At 62.5% G+C, this 15,785-nt stretch carries 14 protein-coding genes and 1 pseudogene; 4 read left to right on the top strand and 11 right to left on the bottom strand.

The features are described 5' to 3' along the window. From mutL to VE23_RS03335, 9 genes are all read right to left on the bottom strand, one after another. Window positions 1–1,175, bottom strand: a 1,175-nt coding sequence (gene mutL / locus VE23_RS27250) for a DNA mismatch repair endonuclease MutL (protein ID WP_232316786.1), incomplete at its 3' end; no start/stop codon positions are given. A gap of 27 nt (window positions 1,176–1,202) precedes the next feature. After that, window positions 1,203–3,989 carry a DNA mismatch repair protein MutS gene (gene mutS / locus VE23_RS03375; RefSeq protein ID WP_049867289.1) on the bottom strand — a complete coding sequence of 929 codons (2,787 nt, stop codon included), beginning with the start codon at window positions 3,987–3,989 and terminating at the stop codon, window positions 1,203–1,205. A 346-nt stretch (window positions 3,990–4,335) separates the two neighbouring features. Continuing rightward, on the bottom strand, window positions 4,336–5,952 hold the full coding sequence (locus VE23_RS03370; protein WP_049867288.1) for a putative amidoligase domain-containing protein: 1,617 nt from the start codon (window positions 5,950–5,952) through the stop codon (window positions 4,336–4,338). Between the two features lie 176 nt (window positions 5,953–6,128). Then, window positions 6,129–6,698: an outer spore coat protein CotE gene (locus VE23_RS03365; RefSeq protein ID WP_021882315.1), complete on the bottom strand. Its 570-nt coding sequence runs from the start codon at window positions 6,696–6,698 to the stop codon at window positions 6,129–6,131. 146 nt (window positions 6,699–6,844) lie between these two features. Further along, window positions 6,845–7,837: an aromatic acid exporter family protein gene (locus VE23_RS03360; protein ID WP_232316784.1), complete on the bottom strand. Its 993-nt coding sequence runs from the start codon at window positions 7,835–7,837 to the stop codon at window positions 6,845–6,847. Window positions 7,838–8,273: 436 nt separating this feature from the next. Next, window positions 8,274–9,176, bottom strand: coding sequence for an ABC transporter permease (locus tag VE23_RS03350; protein WP_084781256.1), 903 nt, complete (start codon window positions 9,174–9,176; stop codon window positions 8,274–8,276). Continuing rightward, window positions 9,169–9,966: an ABC transporter ATP-binding protein gene (locus VE23_RS03345; protein WP_049867286.1), complete on the bottom strand. Its 798-nt coding sequence runs from the start codon at window positions 9,964–9,966 to the stop codon at window positions 9,169–9,171. Before VE23_RS03345 ends, VE23_RS03350 begins: the two co-directional genes overlap by 8 nt. 86 nt (window positions 9,967–10,052) lie before the next feature. Beyond that, window positions 10,053–11,051, bottom strand: a complete 999-nt coding sequence (locus tag VE23_RS03340) for an ABC transporter substrate-binding protein (RefSeq protein ID WP_048749312.1) — start codon at window positions 11,049–11,051, stop codon at window positions 10,053–10,055. Between the two features lie 284 nt (window positions 11,052–11,335). Then, window positions 11,336–12,847 carry a carboxypeptidase M32 gene (locus VE23_RS03335; RefSeq protein ID WP_049869616.1) on the bottom strand — a complete coding sequence of 504 codons (1,512 nt, stop codon included), beginning with the start codon at window positions 12,845–12,847 and terminating at the stop codon, window positions 11,336–11,338. Window positions 12,848–12,976: 129 nt separating this feature from the next. On the opposite strand from VE23_RS03335, the gene VE23_RS03330 reads away from it, so the two are divergent. Further along, on the top strand, window positions 12,977–13,312 hold the full coding sequence (locus VE23_RS03330; RefSeq protein WP_021880760.1) for an iron-sulfur cluster biosynthesis family protein: 336 nt from the start codon (window positions 12,977–12,979) through the stop codon (window positions 13,310–13,312). Window positions 13,313–13,344: 32 nt separating this feature from the next. Next, a complete protein-coding gene (locus VE23_RS03325; protein WP_049867285.1) occupies window positions 13,345–13,941 on the top strand; it encodes a beta-class carbonic anhydrase in 597 nt (198 codons plus the stop codon). Window positions 13,942–14,019: 78 nt separating this feature from the next. Here VE23_RS03325 and VE23_RS03320 read toward each other — a convergent pair whose 3' ends face one another. Next, entirely contained in the window at window positions 14,020–14,568 is a 549-nt protein-coding gene (locus VE23_RS03320; protein WP_048749308.1) for a DUF309 domain-containing protein, read from the bottom strand. Between the two features lie 196 nt (window positions 14,569–14,764). On the opposite strand from VE23_RS03320, the gene VE23_RS03315 reads away from it, so the two are divergent. Together VE23_RS03315 and VE23_RS03310 are read left to right on the top strand one after the other, a co-directional pair. Then, complete coding sequence (locus tag VE23_RS03315; RefSeq protein WP_021880757.1) at window positions 14,765–15,196, top strand: Import inner membrane translocase subunit Tim44; 432 nt, start codon at window positions 14,765–14,767, stop codon at window positions 15,194–15,196. A gap of 6 nt (window positions 15,197–15,202) precedes the next feature. Next, a complete protein-coding gene (locus VE23_RS03310) occupies window positions 15,203–15,481 on the top strand; it encodes a DUF2653 family protein (protein WP_048749306.1) in 279 nt (92 codons plus the stop codon). An 84-nt stretch (window positions 15,482–15,565) separates the two neighbouring features. Here VE23_RS03310 and VE23_RS26945 read toward each other — a convergent pair. Continuing rightward, window positions 15,566–15,785, bottom strand: a pseudogene (locus VE23_RS26945) (beta-ketoacyl-[acyl-carrier-protein] synthase II); the annotation flags it as partial.

The following is a 15,785-nucleotide window of genomic DNA, read 5'->3' as shown; positions in this document are numbered from 1 at the left end:
CATGCCGCAGCCGCCGAGCCGGCGGCTGCCTCGCGCGCCGCTGAAACCAGGCCAGGCGGAGGCTCCGCCGCAGCGCCGCCGGAGGAGCGGCCCGCATCCGGCTCCGGCTGATGGAAGCGCAGCTGCTCCTGGCGGTACAACGGCCCGGAACGCTCGGAGCGGCCGGACTCCGGGCCCGGAATATGCCGCCTGCCCCCAAGCGCTTCCTTCACCGTCTCTTCCAGGAACGCCTTCAGCTCCGGCTCCTTGCTGAAGCGCACCTCCATCTTGGAAGGATGCACGTTGACGTCGACGAGACCGGGATGCATCCCGATCTCCAGGACGGCGATCGGGAACCGGTTGATCGGCAGCAGCGTATGGTAGGCGGCCAGGAGAGCCTGCTGCACGGTGAAGCTGCGGATGTAGCGTCCATTGACGACGGTCGTGATCGCGCTGCGGCTCGCCCTCGTCATTTCCGGCTTGGAGATGTAGCCGTTCAGCTCGTAGTCGGGATGCGTTCCCCTCAGCGGCAGCATCGCCTTGGCCGTGGCGGTGCCGTATACCGCCGCGATTACCTGGAGCCGATCCCCGTTGCCCAGCGTCCGCAGCAGATTGCCGCCGTTGTGGGTCAGCGAGAAGGCGATCCCGGGATGCGCGAGCGCGATGCGGTAAATATAGTCCGATATATGTCCAAGCTCCGTCTGGATGCTTTTCATGTACTTGAGCCTGGCGGGCGTATTGAAGAACAGATCGCGCACGACCATATCGGTGCCTTGAGCGGCACCGGCATGCTCGTCGGCGGTCATCCGCCCGCCTTCCATCACGATGCGCCGGCCGAGTCCGCTGTCGCTTCCGGCCGACGTGCAGTCGACCCTCGCGACAGCCGCGATGCTCGGCAGCGCCTCGCCGCGGAAGCCGAGGCTCGCGATGCGGAACAGATCCCGGCTGTCCAGCAGCTTGCTCGTGGCATGCCGCTGGAACGCCGTCTCCATGTCCTCCGCTTCAATGCCGCCGCCGTCGTCCTGGACGCGGATCAGGCTGAGTCCTCCCTCTTCGATCGTGATGTCGATGGAGGTTGCTCCGGCATCGACCGCGTTCTCCACCAGCTCCTTCACGACCGACGCGGGCCGTTCGACGACTTCGCCCGCGGCGATCTGGTTCGCCAAATGCTCGTCCATCACTTGAATTCTGCCCATGGCCGGTCTCCTCTCTGTGCTGCTGTTCTAGCCCAGCTTGGCCTTCATGTCGCTCAGCCACTGGATCGCCTGCAGCGGAGTCATGTTCAGCAGGTCCAGCTTGCGAAGGCTGTCTGCAAAGGCATCGGCCGCATCCTCGTGCCTGCCCGCCTTGCGCTTGGGCGGCGCATCGCGATGCGCCGCATCCTCGCCGAAGATCGACAGCTGGACCGGATCCGCGACGGCGGCGCCGGCTGCCGCTTCGGCCCGGTAGGCTTCGGCGCCCTCCAGGGCCCGCTCCGCCTTCTCCGCCCCTTCCGGATCCCGTATCGCCGTTCCAGCCGTTCGAGCCAAACCCGACGGAGCCGGCATGGCACCGGCTTGACGGTCTGAATCCGCCCGATTCACCTCGCCCGGATCGCCCTTCTTCGACGCAGCCGGCGAATGGTGGCTCTCTGCAGACTCGAGAAGCTCATAGGCGCGTCCGATGATGCTGTCGGGCAGCCCGGCGAGACGGGCGCAGTAGATGCCGTAGCTGGTGCTGGCCGCTCCCGGCACGAGGCGGCGCAGGAAGGTGACGTCGCCGCCGCTTTCCTTGACCGCCATGGAGGCGTTGCTCAGATGCTCCAGAGACTCTTCCAGATGAGACAGCTCGTGGAAATGAGTCGATACGAGCGCCTTGCAGCCCGTCCGGTCGTGCAGGTACTCGATGACCGCCTGCGCGATCGACATGCCTTCCGCGGTCGAGGTGCCCCGTCCCAGCTCGTCGATGATGACGAGGCTGCGCTCCGTCGCCTTGTCGGTCATCTGCTGGATGTCGCGCATCTCCACCATGAACGTGCTCTGGCCGCCGACGAGGTCGTCGGCCGCTCCGATGCGGGTGAAGATCCGGTCGACCAGAGGCAGCCTCGCCGAACGGGCCGGCACGAAGCAGCCGATCTGGGCCATGACGCAGATCAGAGCCGTCTGGCGCATGTACGTGCTTTTGCCGGCCATGTTCGGTCCCGTTATGAGCAGGACGCGGGCGCCATCGCGCGACAGATCCGCTCCGTTGGCCATGAAGGTGACGTCCTCCATGACCGCTTCCACGACGGGATGGCGGCCGCCTTCTATGAGCAGGTCGTACCCGTCCGATACCGCGGGCCGGACATAGCGGCGCTCGGCGCTGACCGCGGCGAGCGACTGCAGCACATCGGCGCAGGCGATCGTTTCCGCAAGCCGCTGCAGCCGGTGCAGCTGACCCGACACGGCGTCGCGGAGCTGGAGGAAGAGGCTGTATTCGAGATCCGTCATTTTCTCCTCGGCCTCGAGAATGAGCCTCTCCTTCTCCTTGAGCTCCGGCGTGACGTAGCGCTCGGCATTCGCCAGCGTCTGCTTTCTTTCGTACCGGCCTTCCGGCAGGGCGGATATATTCGCTTTGGACACTTCAAGGAAATAGCCGAACACTTTGTTGTAGCCGATTTTCAGCGTCTTGATGCCCGTCGCCTCGCGCTCCCTGCGCTCCAACTCGGCCAGCCACCTCTTGCCTCCCGTGCTCGCTTCGCGCAGCTGGTCGAGGTAGGCGTCGTATCCGGCGCGGATCAGTCCGCCTTCGCGCACGGACACCGGAGGCTCGTCCACGAGCACGGTGTCGATCATTTCTCTCAGATCGGCGCATTCGTCCACGCCTCCCGCGAGCTGCCGCAGCGTATGCGACGGAGAGGCGGCAAGCAGCTCCAGCACGGCCGGCACGCGCTCCAGGGAAGCTCTCAGAGCCGCCAGATCGCGGCCGCCCGCCGTACCGTAGGCGACCCGTCCGACAAGCCTTTCCAGATCATAGATCCCATCCAGCTCGCCGCGCAGATCCTCGCGCAGGATGAGATTTCCGTGCAGCGCCTCCACCGCCTCCAGCCGCTCCTCGACCGCAGCCGCAGACAGCAGCGGCTTGTCGATCCAGCGGCGCAGCAGCCTGCCGCCCATCGACGTTTTCGTCCGGTCGAGCAGCCAGAGCAGCGAGCCTTTGCGGCTGCGTCCCTGCACCGTCTCGGTCAGCTCCAGGTTGCGCCGGGTGAACGGATCCAGAATCAGGTACTGGTTCGGCTCGTAGGTGCGGATGCTGCGGACGTGGCCGAGCGACCTCTTCTGGGTTTCCGCCAGATAGCCGGCGAGAGCGGCGACGGCGCGCAGCCTCGGAGCAGCAAGCCCGTTAAGCGCTCCGTCCGGAAACAGCGCCTCCAGCTCCCGCGCCGCCAGAGGCTCGCGGGCGGTGTACAGCACCGGCCTCGCCCCTGCTGGCGGCTTCTGCTTCAGGCTGTCCAGCACGGAAGCGTCCCCGACGATTTCTGCCGGCACGTAGACGTTGATCTCGTCCTGGAGCAGCTCAAGCCCGCCCGGGAACGAGGTGGCGTACAGCTCTCCCGTCGTCAAGTCGCAGGCTGCCAGCGCGAACTGGCCGCCTTCCCGAGCGACGGACACAATATAGTTGTTGGCTTTGTCGGCCAGCGATTTGGTCTCCATGACCGTTCCCGGCGTCACGACGCGGACGATTTCCCTCCGCACGACGCCCTTGGCCGCGGCCGGATCCTCCACCTGCTCGCAGATGGCGACCTTGTAGCCCTTTTCAATCAGGCGAGCTATGTATCCCTCAGCCGAATGATACGGCACCCCGCACATCGGTATCCGCTCTTCGCCGCCGCCAGCGCGGCCGGTCAGCGTTATTTCCAGTTCCCTCGAAGCCAGAACGGCATCGTCGAAGAACAGCTCGTAGAAATCTCCAAGACGGAAAAATAGGAAAGCGTCTTTCGCTTCCTGCTTGATGGACATGTACTGCTCCATCATCGGCGTAAGTGCAGCCATTGGGCCCTCCCGGTCAAACTCCAGTATTTTCTCTTCCCGCCGCAGCGGCCTTGTGAACACAATCATCTCTCATTATAGCAGTTCAAGAATGGCCGTACAAAAGGAGAACGCCGGAAAAGGCCGGGCGCTGGCGCGCTTCGGCCGTCATGTCGGAGCAACGAGGCTGCCTGTTCGTCCTCCTTGCCCCGCATGCATCAAAAAAAACCTCCCTGAAAAGGGCGATAGGCTCCTCCCATGAGTTCAAGCGACGCAGACATAAGTTCGCCCCGACTAGGTAAACGCCCGCTTTCGAGAAGCCCGATAGACCGATAGGCCGATAGGCCCGCTGGCTTCGGCAGCGATCCTTTCATGTCGGCGAAATTGGTTCGGGAACAGGAATTCCCCAGCGGATTCGGAGGTCCCTGCTCTCGTCCCAGCTCGCTCCGCTGCCGACCGCATCCAGGAACGGCTCCAGCCAGGCCTGATGCCTGGAGTACGCAGGAACCTTCTCCAGCGCCGTCCGAAGCGCCGGCAGGCATTCCCGGAGCGTCTCCTTGTCTCCCTCGTAATACGCCTTCACGTAACGACCATCCATGGAAGGCAAATAGTTCAGGCGGGAACTCTCCTCGGCCGCCAGCATGCTGACGGCCAGAGCGTAGCGCGCGGCGGCCGGCGAGACGAGCCAGCTCGGCAGCGTGCGGTATTCAAACCCTCCATGCGGCTGGGGCCTGCTGTCTCCAAGCGTGCCGTACCGCGGACGGCGGGCCCGGCCGCGCGGATCTTCCGCCAGAGCCATCGGAAAAGCGGCATAGCTGTCCAGCACGCGGAGCAGGCGCGATGTCAGCGGGAGCCCGCTGAGATGGACATGGCCTCCCAGCGGCAGGCCGGGCAGCGGCATCGCTCCGGCAAGCAGGCGCATGCCGGGCTTCGATGCTCCCCTCCTCGAAGCCCGCAGCAGCAGGAGACGGATATTCTCGGCCAGACCTTGCGCCGTCGCCGACGGCTCCGGCCGAAGCTCTCCGACCGGCTGCCTGATCTGCCGCCCGGTGAGCAGCACGTCGCTTCCGACGGGGCTGCTCAGGCCTCCGAGATGAGAGGCGGAGTGGATTTTTCCGTCGGGCCTCAGGATGACGAACTCCGGATCGGCTCCGATCCGGATGCCCGGTCCGTCCTGCTGCGCCGAAGCGTCCAGCAGGCCTTGGATTCGGCTGCATAAGAAACTCCACAAACCCGCTGCCGCTTCCGGCACGGCAGCCGCCTCCGCAAGCTTTCCTTCGCCGGCAAGCAAAAAGCGCCGGCATCCGGGCAGACGAATGCCGGCGATGGACGCCCGGCCGCCGTCTGCAGCGCGGACCAGCACCTCGGCGGCATCAAGCCCGAGCTCGTATGCCGCTCTCAGAGCCGCGCGCACGGAACGCCGCATGGCCGGGTCCTCGGCATACCGCCACAGGCCTGCGGGACCGGCGTTGGCGCCCGCATGGAAGCCGGGCATCGAGCCCGGCAAACCGCCGCTGTCCGTCGACGCTGACGGCGGCAAGCCGGCGCCGCCTTCCTCTATGGCGCTTGCCAGGCTCCCGGCGAGCATTCCCTTGCGCCACGATTCGGAGCGGATCCGATGCGCAAGCAAAGGCTCTCCCTCTCCGACCGCAACCCGGTACAGCCTGCCGGTCTCCGCAGCTCCTCCCGCATGCAGGCCCGCCGCCTCCAATTCCCTTTGCAGCCGTTCCGGCCCCATGGCCGCTACGCGGGCGGCATTGGCATTGAGCAGCCACGGCAGGCCGGCCGCTTCGCCGGCTTCCGGCCCCCTGCCGCTCAAGAGCGCGCTCCAACGCTCCGGAAGCCGCGAGCTTCCCCAGACAAACACGGCATCCTGCCCGCTCGGTCCGACTTCGCCGGTTTGGCATAAAGGAATGCCCAGACGCGTGGACAACGCGGCGGCATCGTCTTCCTGGCCGTCGCACCATAGCCACATCCTGCCAGCCATGGCATCGCCTCCCCCAGTGATTTGCCGCAGCCTCAGCTGGCCTTGACGCTGCAATTCGCCCTGCACAAATAAAGCAGGAAGAAATTATGCGCTAGCCCTACAAAAAAAGAGGGCTTTCGCCCTCGAATTCCTTCGTATGCCTGCATACCCTGCAGTAAGAACCTTGAGGCCCGGCTTTACAGCTCGTCGTCGAGAAGATCGGGATCCAGGTCGTCGAAGCCGCTGTCCCCGTCGTCAAAACCATACTTGCCGTCTTTGCCGTCAAAGTCGTCGCAGCCGCCCGGAACGACCGCTACGCATACTTTGGTTTCGGCAATCATCTCGACCGCGAATTCGCGTTCGACCCGCACGACTACGGAAGAGCCGTTCGAAGAGATATTCGCTTCGATGCAGTTGGGCTCTTGCGTCGATTCAGCCGAAACTTCCTCCGTGGCTGCCCGGTGCTTCGGGTCCACGTAGGAGAGAGGGATGTTTTCGACATAAGAGACCGTTTCCTTCGCTACGTCGGTTTGAGAGTTTTTGTTGTACGAATACCAGATGTTGATGTCGTAAGATCCGACGACCTCAATGCCGTCCCCCGACCGAACCGCTTCATACTGGTGGTTGATGACCCAAGCGCCCAGTATGCTGGTGGGGCGGTGAGGGGGCGTGACGGTATGCGATACCGTCGAGAACTTGCGACCTTTACCGCAGACAGCTTTCGTGATGATTTCTCTAGTCTGAAGCTGTTTATCTGCAATCGTCATTTCTTAACCTCCTCCATACAATCATTCCTTACAAGTGTATGCAGGACATTCGTCTAGGGTGACTCCTTCTTTTCCGGGCGCCGCAACGAATTTTCCCTGATTCATTGTATGGGGCAGGCATGGAGAAGATGACACCGCGCGGCAAATTATTCCCGGGACGCCCCGCTGACGGGGCTGCCGCCGGCATTGCGGCGCTTTTTGTGCCGGCTTGCCGTATCCAGGAAGCGTTCAAGCTCCAGGCACAGCTGAAGCAATGCCGAGCGGGCCTCGAATTCGTCCCGCGTCCGGGGCAGCTCCATCGTCCGGTAGTGTCGCCGCAGCTCGGCCAGCGCGAGCCGGGTCCGGTCTTCATAGTAATCCGACGAGATGTCGCCTTCGATCTTCTCGAGCAGCTCGGCCAGCAGCTCGCCTTGGGGCAGACGCCCGTATACATACGATAGAAGCTGAAGCATCGCAGCGAGGCTCTCCAGCTGACGCCTGCGCATGGCAAAATAAACGGTCCAATAAAAGTCCGGCTCCCAGGGCCGGTTATGCTGTTCCCGCTGCGCCCTTCCCTCTCCCTCGGCGACGTCGTCCTCCAGCTCCAGCAGCTGCGACCCGCTCCAGACACGGCCTGGATCGCGAAGGACCGCGGCCATTTCGGCGAATATCTCGCCGAACTTCCTCTCGACGGAGGTCCGAAGCTGCTGCAGCCGCTTCGTCTCCCCGGGCATGTAGACATGGTTGAACAGCGCCGACCATCCGAGACCGACGAGCAACAGCAGCAATTCGTTCAGCAGCAGGCCGCCCGTAACCTCCCCCGCGCCATATACGTGGAAGACAAGCACGCTGCCCGGCACGATGCCGTCCCGAAGGCGGAGCCTCGACAGCAAGGGAAATACGAGCAGGACATAGATGGCCGCCGTCCAGATCCGGTATCCGATCAGCTCGAACAGAGCCGAAGAAACCAGCAGCGCGATGACGCCCGCGGCCAGCCTTTCGAACAGGCTGCGGAAGCCTTTGCGCCGGGTCGTCTCGACTCCGAGTATGGCGAGCACCCCGGCGAACAGCGGCTGCGTCAGGTCCAGCAGCTGGGCCGTCCAGATGGCAGCCGCGACGGCAGCAGCCGTTTTCACCACTCTAAGCCCGATTCCTTTCACAGCCATTTCTCCCTGCCTTTCCGATTCCGTTTGACTCGCAAGCCGGCTTCTGCGGCTTGGGCGCGGCGATTATGGGCATCCGCATCCGCGCTTGCTCCCGCGGGATGCGGGGCGGGAGGATGGCCGCTGCCGCTTGCCTTGCAGCGGCATGCGGCAAGTCCGCCCTTGCTCCCGCTTCCCCATGAAAAAAAGCGCTTCGGCCAGCCGGGCTTCCGCCCGGATGCCGCCGAGGCGCCATGCCTGTCGTATCATCCTAGACCTTCCTGCCCGGCACGTCAATTGCAGCCGCGCAGCCCGGATCCGCCGCTTCTTCTCCGCTCCGGATGCCGGCCCCCGATGCAGCAGTCGGCCGGGAATCTCCCCCTGCACGTTCCGCCCTCGCGAGGGCGGCTCCATTCTCGCCGCTCCCTATTCCGAGGCTGCTTCGGTTCCAGCCTTACGACGGCTCTCTCCCGCCGGATACGAGCTTCTTCTCCAGCAGCGCGACGCCCTGGTACATCAAGGTCGCCGCAGCCGCGATCACGACGAGCGTCGACAGGACGAGCGTGAAGTTGAACACCTGGAAGCCGTAAATGATCAGGTAGCCCAGCCCTTCCTTGGCGACCAGGAACTCGCCGACGATGACGCCGACCCATGCCAGGCCGACGTTGACCTTCAGCGTCGAGATGATGACCGGAAACGAAGCCGGCAGGATGACGAGCCGGAACAGCTGCAGCCGCGTCCCGCCGAGCAGCCTCACGACCTTGACGAGGCCGGGCTCGCTGTCCCGGAACCGGTTGTAGATACCGATCGTCGTCACGATGACCGTCATCGACAGCGTCACGGAGAGAATCGACAGGAAGCCTTGGCCCATGGCCACGATGAAGATCGGCCCGAGGGCGACTTTCGGAAGGCTGTTGAATACGACCAGATAGGGATCGAATACTTTCGATACGAACGGGAACCACCACAACAGCGCGGCAAGCGCTGTCCCGATCAGCGTCCCGAGGACGAATCCCGCCGCCGTCTCCGCCACAGTGACGCCGACATGCGGCCATAACGTGCCGTCCGCGCTCGAGGAAGCCAGCTGGGCGGCGATTTTGGTCGGGTAGCTGAAGAGGAGCGGATCGATCCATTTCAAGCGTCCCGCCGCCTCCCATAGGAGGACGAATGCAGCCAGCAGAAGCAGCTGCACCGACAGAACGGCCGCTCCGATGCTCCGCTCGCGGCGGCGGTAGGCGGCATGAAGCGCCTTCAGCCATCCTGCCCGATCATCACCGCCATGCGGTCCGCCATTGTCTTCCGAAGAAGCCGCTTCCTTGTCTCCGCCTGCCGGATGACAGGCTTTGTCGTCACTCATGAGACCCACCTTCTCTTTCTCCGGCGTTCAGTTCTACCCACAGCGCATCGAACAGCGCCTGAAAGGAAGGATGCTTGCGCGCCTCCGTCGGCGCCAGCCTCCTGATAGCCTCCGGCACGGCGATTTCCTTGCGGATGCGTCCCGGATTGCGGCCGAGCACGATGACCCGGTCGCTCATCGCCGCCGCCTCGGCCAAGTCATGGGTGACGAGCACCGCTGTCTTGCCCAGCTTGCGCAGCGTCGCCTGCACGAGATCCTCAAGCTGCATCTTGATATGCATATCCAGAGCCGAGAACGGCTCGTCGAGCAGCAGCACATCGGGCTCCGGCGCCAGCGTCCTCGCCAGCGCCACCCGCTGCCTCATGCCGCCGGACAGCTCTCCCGGATATTTGCCCTCCGTTCCGGCAAGCCCGACTTCCTCGAGCAGCATTTCGACCCGATTCCGTTCCGCCGCCGCGCGCCTGCCTGCGATGTCCAGGCCGAGCCCGGCATTGTCCCGGATCGTGCGCCATGGCAGGAGGCAGTCCTGCTGAAGCATGTAGCCGACCTTGGCGGACGGCCCCGTTACCGGCTTGCCTCCGAGCAGCACCTGGCCCGCTGCCGGCGGAAACAAGCCCGCAAGCAGGCTGAGCACGGTCGTTTTGCCGCAGCCGCTCGGGCCGACCAGGCTGATGAATTCTCCATGTCCGACAGCCAGCTCCATCCGGTCGACAGCCAGGGAAGCCCCTTTCCTGCCGACATAGACATGCGAGACTCCCCGCAGCTCCAGCATCGGTGATTTGTCGTCCATGTCCTTGTCCTCCTTTCCAAGCGTCGCCCCGAAACGTAGCATGCAGGCCGGACGTGTCCTCCGGCCTGCCGTTCAATCGCCGGACGCTATTTGCCGGCCTTTTCCGCAAACGAATTGTCCACCAGCTTGTCGTGATCGGGACGGTCCTTGAGCTCTCCGGCGGATGTCATGACGTCGAGCAGGTTGTTCCATTCCTCTTTGTCGATGACCGGGTTATCCGCATAGGATCCTTGCTGCTTGTAGCGGTCGATGGAGCTTACGATGATCGTTTTGTCCGTGCTTGGGAAGTAGGATCCGACGGCATCGGCGATTTCCTGGGCGCTGTGCTCCTTGACCCAGGTTTGCGCCTTTTGGACCGCGTTCGTGAACTTCTGCACCGTGTCCTCATTCTTCTTGATGTAGCTTTGCTTGCTCATGAAGACGGTATAAGGCAGATGGCCGCTCTCCACGCCGAACGAAGCGACGACCTTGCCCTTGCCTTCCTTCTCCATCATCGAAGCCTGCGGCTCGAACAGCTGCACGTAATCGCCCGTTCCGGACGCATATGCCGCCGTAATGTTCGCAAAGTCGATATTCTGGATCAGCTTGAGATCCTTGTGGGGGTCGATGCCTTTTTTCTTGAGGGTGAATTCGCCCGCCATCTGCGGCATTCCGCCCTTGCGCTGGCCGAGGAAGGCGGCTCCCTTGAGATTGCTCCAGTCGAAGGCGGCTCCCGTGCGGGACATGAGGAACGTTCCGTCGGTCTGCGTCACCTGGGCAAAGTTGATGACGGGATCGTCGGAGCCTTGCTGATAGACATAAATGGACGTTTCGGAGCCGACGAGAGCGACGTCGATGGCGCCGGACAGCAGCGCGGTCATCGTCTTGTCGCCGCCCGCGGTCGTCTGCAGCTCGACATCAAGCCCTTCGTCCTTGAAGAAGCCTTTGGACAAGGCGACATATTCCGGAGCGTAGAAGAGCGAGCGCGTCACTTCGCCGACACGGATCTTCACCGGACCGCCGCTTTTGCTTCCGCAGCCGGACAGCGAGGCCGTCAGCAGCAGCGAAGCCGCCAGCAGCAGGCCTCCGATAGCTTGTTTTTTCATATGGATGTTTCCTCCCATGTGGACCTTTGTGTGCTACAGCCTATGCTGGCGGCAGCCGGATGGTGAATGGCGGGAGCGACGGCGGGCGTTCGCCGGCAAGCGGCGCGGCATCCGTCAAGACCGCTGTTCCGATTTCAAAGGACATGGCAAAAAAGCCCCTCCTCCGCCATATGAACGGCAGATGGAGAGGCTTGGTCCAAGCTCGGGCAGCCCGGCCGCCGGAGCTTGGGGCCGGGCAAGGCGTCGCTGCCTTGGGGCTGCTGCAGCTCGGCGCCGCTTGCTCCTTACAGCTTGTAGATATCCGTGTATTTGGCCCGCAGATACTTCACGAGGTAGCTCGGGTCCAGCGGTTTGCCCGTAGCTCCGACAATGATTTCCTTCGGCGTCTTGAGCTTGCCGTATTTGTGGACACGGTCTGTCAGCCAGGTTTTGATCGGCGCCAGCTCGCCGCGCGCAACCAGCTCCCACATCTCCGGAAGCTGGGCTTCCATCGTGTCGGCCATCTGCGCCGCGTACATGTTGCCGAGGGAATAGGACGGGAAGTAGCCGAACAGCCCTGCGCTCCAGTGCACGTCCTGCATGACGCCCTGCGCGTTGTCCGGCGGCGTGATGCCGAGGTATTCCCGGTATTTGTCGTTCCAGATCGCCGGGAGATCGGATGCCTTCGCCCCTTCGTTGAAGATCATCTTCTCGATCTCGTAGCGGATGATGATATGCAGGTTGTAGGTCAGCTCGTCGGCCTCGATGCGGATGAGGGAAGGCTGGACGGTGTTCTGCGAACGGTAGAATTCCTCCGGACTGATGTTCAGCTGGCCGGGGAAGCGGCTCTGGAGGTCGCCGAAATACCGGTGCCAGAACGGGCGGCTGCGGCCGATCGTGTTCTCCCAGAAGCGCGACTGCGACTCGTGGATGCCCATCGACGTTCCGCCGCACAGGGAAGTTCCGGCGAGCTCCGGCGAGACGTTCTGCTCATACAGCGCATGTCCGCCCTCATGGATCGTGCCGAACAAAGCGCTCGTCACGTCATCGGCCAGATAACGCGTCGTGATCCGCACGTCGCCGAGATTGATTCCCGTAGCGAACGGATGCGCGGTCTCGTCCAGACGTCCGGCTTCGAAGTCGTAGCCCATCTGGCCGAGCATGAACAGGCTGAAGTCCTTCTGCGCGCCTTTGTCGAACAGCTGGTTCAGAAATTCGCGGGAGGGCTTGTTCGGCGAGTCCGCGATGGCCGAAGACAGCGGGACGAGCTCGTCGCGCAGCAAGCTGAAGATGCTGTCCAGCTCGGCGACGGTCATGTCCGGCTCATAATCGTCGATCAGCGTATCATACCGGGTAGCCTTCGGCCCCCATAGATCGATGAACTGGTTCGTATACCCGATGACCTTGTCCAGGAACGGCTCGAACGAAGCGAAGTCGTTGTTGCCGCGGGCGACCTCCCAGGCGGATTCCGACTGCGAGATCAGGACGACGGCTTCCTCGTACAGCTTGGCCGGAATCTTGACGCTGCGGTCGTACTGGCGCCGGACTTCATGAACCAGCTTGAGGTCGATCTCGCCCAGGCCGGCCTGCGCTTCCTTCTGCTCGAGAGCCTGCAGCAGCTCTCCCATCTCGGCGGAGGTGGAGAGCTTGAACGCTTCGCCGGCCAGCTGGCCGAGCACCTCGGAGCGGGCGTCCATTCCTTTGCGGGGGGCGCCGGTGCGCAGATCCCAGGCGAGAATGGCCTGGGCTTCATGGTAATTCCGGATTTTCCGGTCCAGAGCGCGGAAATCGGCCAAAGTCCTTTCGTATGTAGATATCGTCACAGGTCGTCACCCTTTCTTCTATGCGTTCTATACTTGATCATAGCGGGGACAGACCTTATAATCAACGGTAATCAAACCGGGCCTCCGGCTGCTCGGAAGCCGCGGACAAAGGAGTGGCGGAAGATGCGCATCACATTCAAGACAGCCGCCGTCGAAGCGCTGAAGCCTTATCTCGAGGACGGGAAGGGCATCCTTAAGCTTGTGTACGATACGGAGGGCTGCGGCTGCGTCGTCAACGGCGTGTCCGCCCTTCACATCGTCGGCCAGGCGAGTCCCGGCGACGTCATCGGCGAAGGCGACCCGTTTCCTTTCCTCTACGAGGAAAGATACGAGGTGTTTTTCGAGCCCGAGCTGAAGCTGGACTACAACCCAGCTCGACAAGCCTTCATCCTGGCGAGCGACAGCCAGATCTACAGCCATGACCTGCGGTTCTTCCCGCAAGGAACGGCCACCTTCTAATCCAACTGTGCGAAAGAGAGGTCGGGAGCATCATGAACAATCTCCAGGAAATGCTTGCCTATAACGAAAAATTCGTCGAGGACAAGAAGTATGAGGAATATTTGACCGACAAATTCCCCGACAAGCGAATGGTCATCCTGACCTGCATGGATGCGCGGCTGTCGGAGCTGCTGCCGAGAGCGCTCAATCTCCGCAACGGCGACGCCAAGATCCTCAAGAACGCCGGCGCCATCATCACGCAGCCGTTCGGCAACATCATGCGAAGCATCCTGGTCGCGCTCTATGAGCTGAACGCGGATGAAGTGTTCATCATCGGCCATTACAACTGCGGCATGACGGGCATCAATCCGGACAGCATGATCGGCAAAATGGTGGATCGGGGAGTGCCTTCCCAGACGATCCGCACGCTGAAGCATTCCGGCGTCGATTTCACCCGCTGGCTGACCGGCTTCGACAATGTGCGGTCGAGCGTCGAGAAGAGCGTAAGCATCGTCCGCAACCACCCTCTGCTCCCTCCGGCCACGCCCGTGCACGGCATGATCATCCATCCTCAGACAGGCAAGCTCGATCTCGTGACGGAAGGATACGAATTTTTGAGAAATGCGGAGCCCGCGCCTGCCGCAGAATAACCCGCAAACCAGCAAAGGCTTATCCGGATCGGGCCGCAGCCCGATCCGGATAAGCCTTTTTGTTCGGTCTCGCAGCGGTCAGCCTCCGCCTCGCGCCGCTGCTCTCTTAAGCCGGAGCGACTGCTCCCGCGCTTGTACGACTTCGCTGCGGTCGCGCGTCAGATGGCGGTGAATCAGCTCATCGCCTGCCACGATATCGCCGCACCAATCCAGCCCTTCCGCAGCGCAGCGTTCCTTGCAGGCAGCCGCCAGCTCGAGATCGCGGATCGGCAGCATCCAGCCGGAGTAAGGGATTCCCTCGCCCCGCTCCAGCAGCGAGGCGGCCTCGTCCAGCTGTCTGCGAAGCAAGCCGCCGTCAAGTCCCGCCTGCTCCAGCAGCGGCAGCGACAGCCTTTCCCAGGCGGAGCGCAGCATTTTGCGGGCTCCTTCCCGGTTGCCGCGCCGCAGATGGTATTGACCGACGGCAATCTGAATCAGTCCGTGCCAGAGCTGGGCCTGCTCGTCGCCGGGATGCTCCTTCCAGTATTCCTCCAGAATCTCGTGGCATTCGAAGTAATCCCTTGTCCCGTGGAACTCTGCGAGATATCGGATATAGGCATCGGGGTATTTGTGGGAGATCAGCATCATGCTTGCCAGCCTTCCTAATCTATAATGTCCAGCCTGCACCAACGGCAGATTGTGAATTAAATCTCATGTGCATCTACATAAAAATGAAACCCGACTATCATCATAGACGTATACACACCCAAACGCAATGGAGGTTCTTGCCGAGAACCCGGCGTTCATACCATCACTTACCACTCGGAGGGGGACTCTTCACGACATGAAAAAAGGATTTATTCTGATGCTGGCCTTTACGGTTCTGTTCGCCTTCACGGCGGCGGGAACGGTTGACGCCAAGCGCGGCGGCATGAAATCTCCGCGCCAGAGCTTTACGCAGACTCCAAAAAAATCGACCGAGAACGTACAGCGGGCGGACACCAATAAAACCCCGGCCGCAGGAGCGGCAGCCGGCACGACGGCGAACCGCGGCTTCTTCAGCGGCGGCGGCATGATGAAGGGCCTCATGATCGGCGGCCTGGCGGGACTGATGTTCGGCAGCATGTTCTCCGGCATGGGCTTCATGGGCGACTTCTTCGGCCTGATCATCAACCTGCTCGCGATCTACATCCTGTTCATGGTCATCCGGTCCATCGTCGTCCACTTCCGCAACAAGCGCAAGGCCGCGACCGACGATCGCCGCGGGCCTTACTGATCGCCGATGCGGATTCTGACGGACGAAATCATCAACGCCGTATGCCTCAGCGAATCCAGCCGGCGCGGGCTCCAGCCTTCGCAGGTCGAGGTGCAGCTCGGCTGGGACGAGGAATACGGCTTCTCCGCCGAAGTCTTTATCGGCGACCGATCGCATTATCTCGTCGAGGCCAACCTCAAGGAAGCGATCGAGCAGTACATGTTCAAGGAGTACGGCATGCGGGTCTATCGTTCCCAGATTACGCTGGACGCCGACGAAGAGTTCTGGGCGGATATCGCCGAATAGCGCTTGAAGCCAGAAATAGACGAAAAGCTTCCCCTTCATCTTCGATAAGATGGTCAGGGGAAGCTTTTTTCGGTTCCAATGAACCTATCGGCTGCGGAATGCGAGCGTCGCGTTGATGCCGCCGAAGCCGTAAGAATTGGACAGAGCCGCATCCAGCCTTTTGTCCCGTCCATGGCCGTAAACGAGATCGAGATCGGCCTCCTCGTCAGGTTCCGTCAAGTTGGCCGTCGGCGGCAGCCATCCATGATGCAGAGACAGGCAGGGGATGGCGGCTTCAATCGCTCCCGACGCTCCCAGCGGATGG

It is taken from the genome of Paenibacillus sp. D9 (assembly GCF_001188365.1).
GTDB classification, from domain to species: Bacteria; Bacillota; Bacilli; order Paenibacillales; family Paenibacillaceae; genus Paenibacillus_O; species Paenibacillus_O humicus.
The sequence above is the reverse complement of the archived record's forward strand: the minus strand, read 5'-3'. Positions and strand labels throughout refer to the sequence as shown.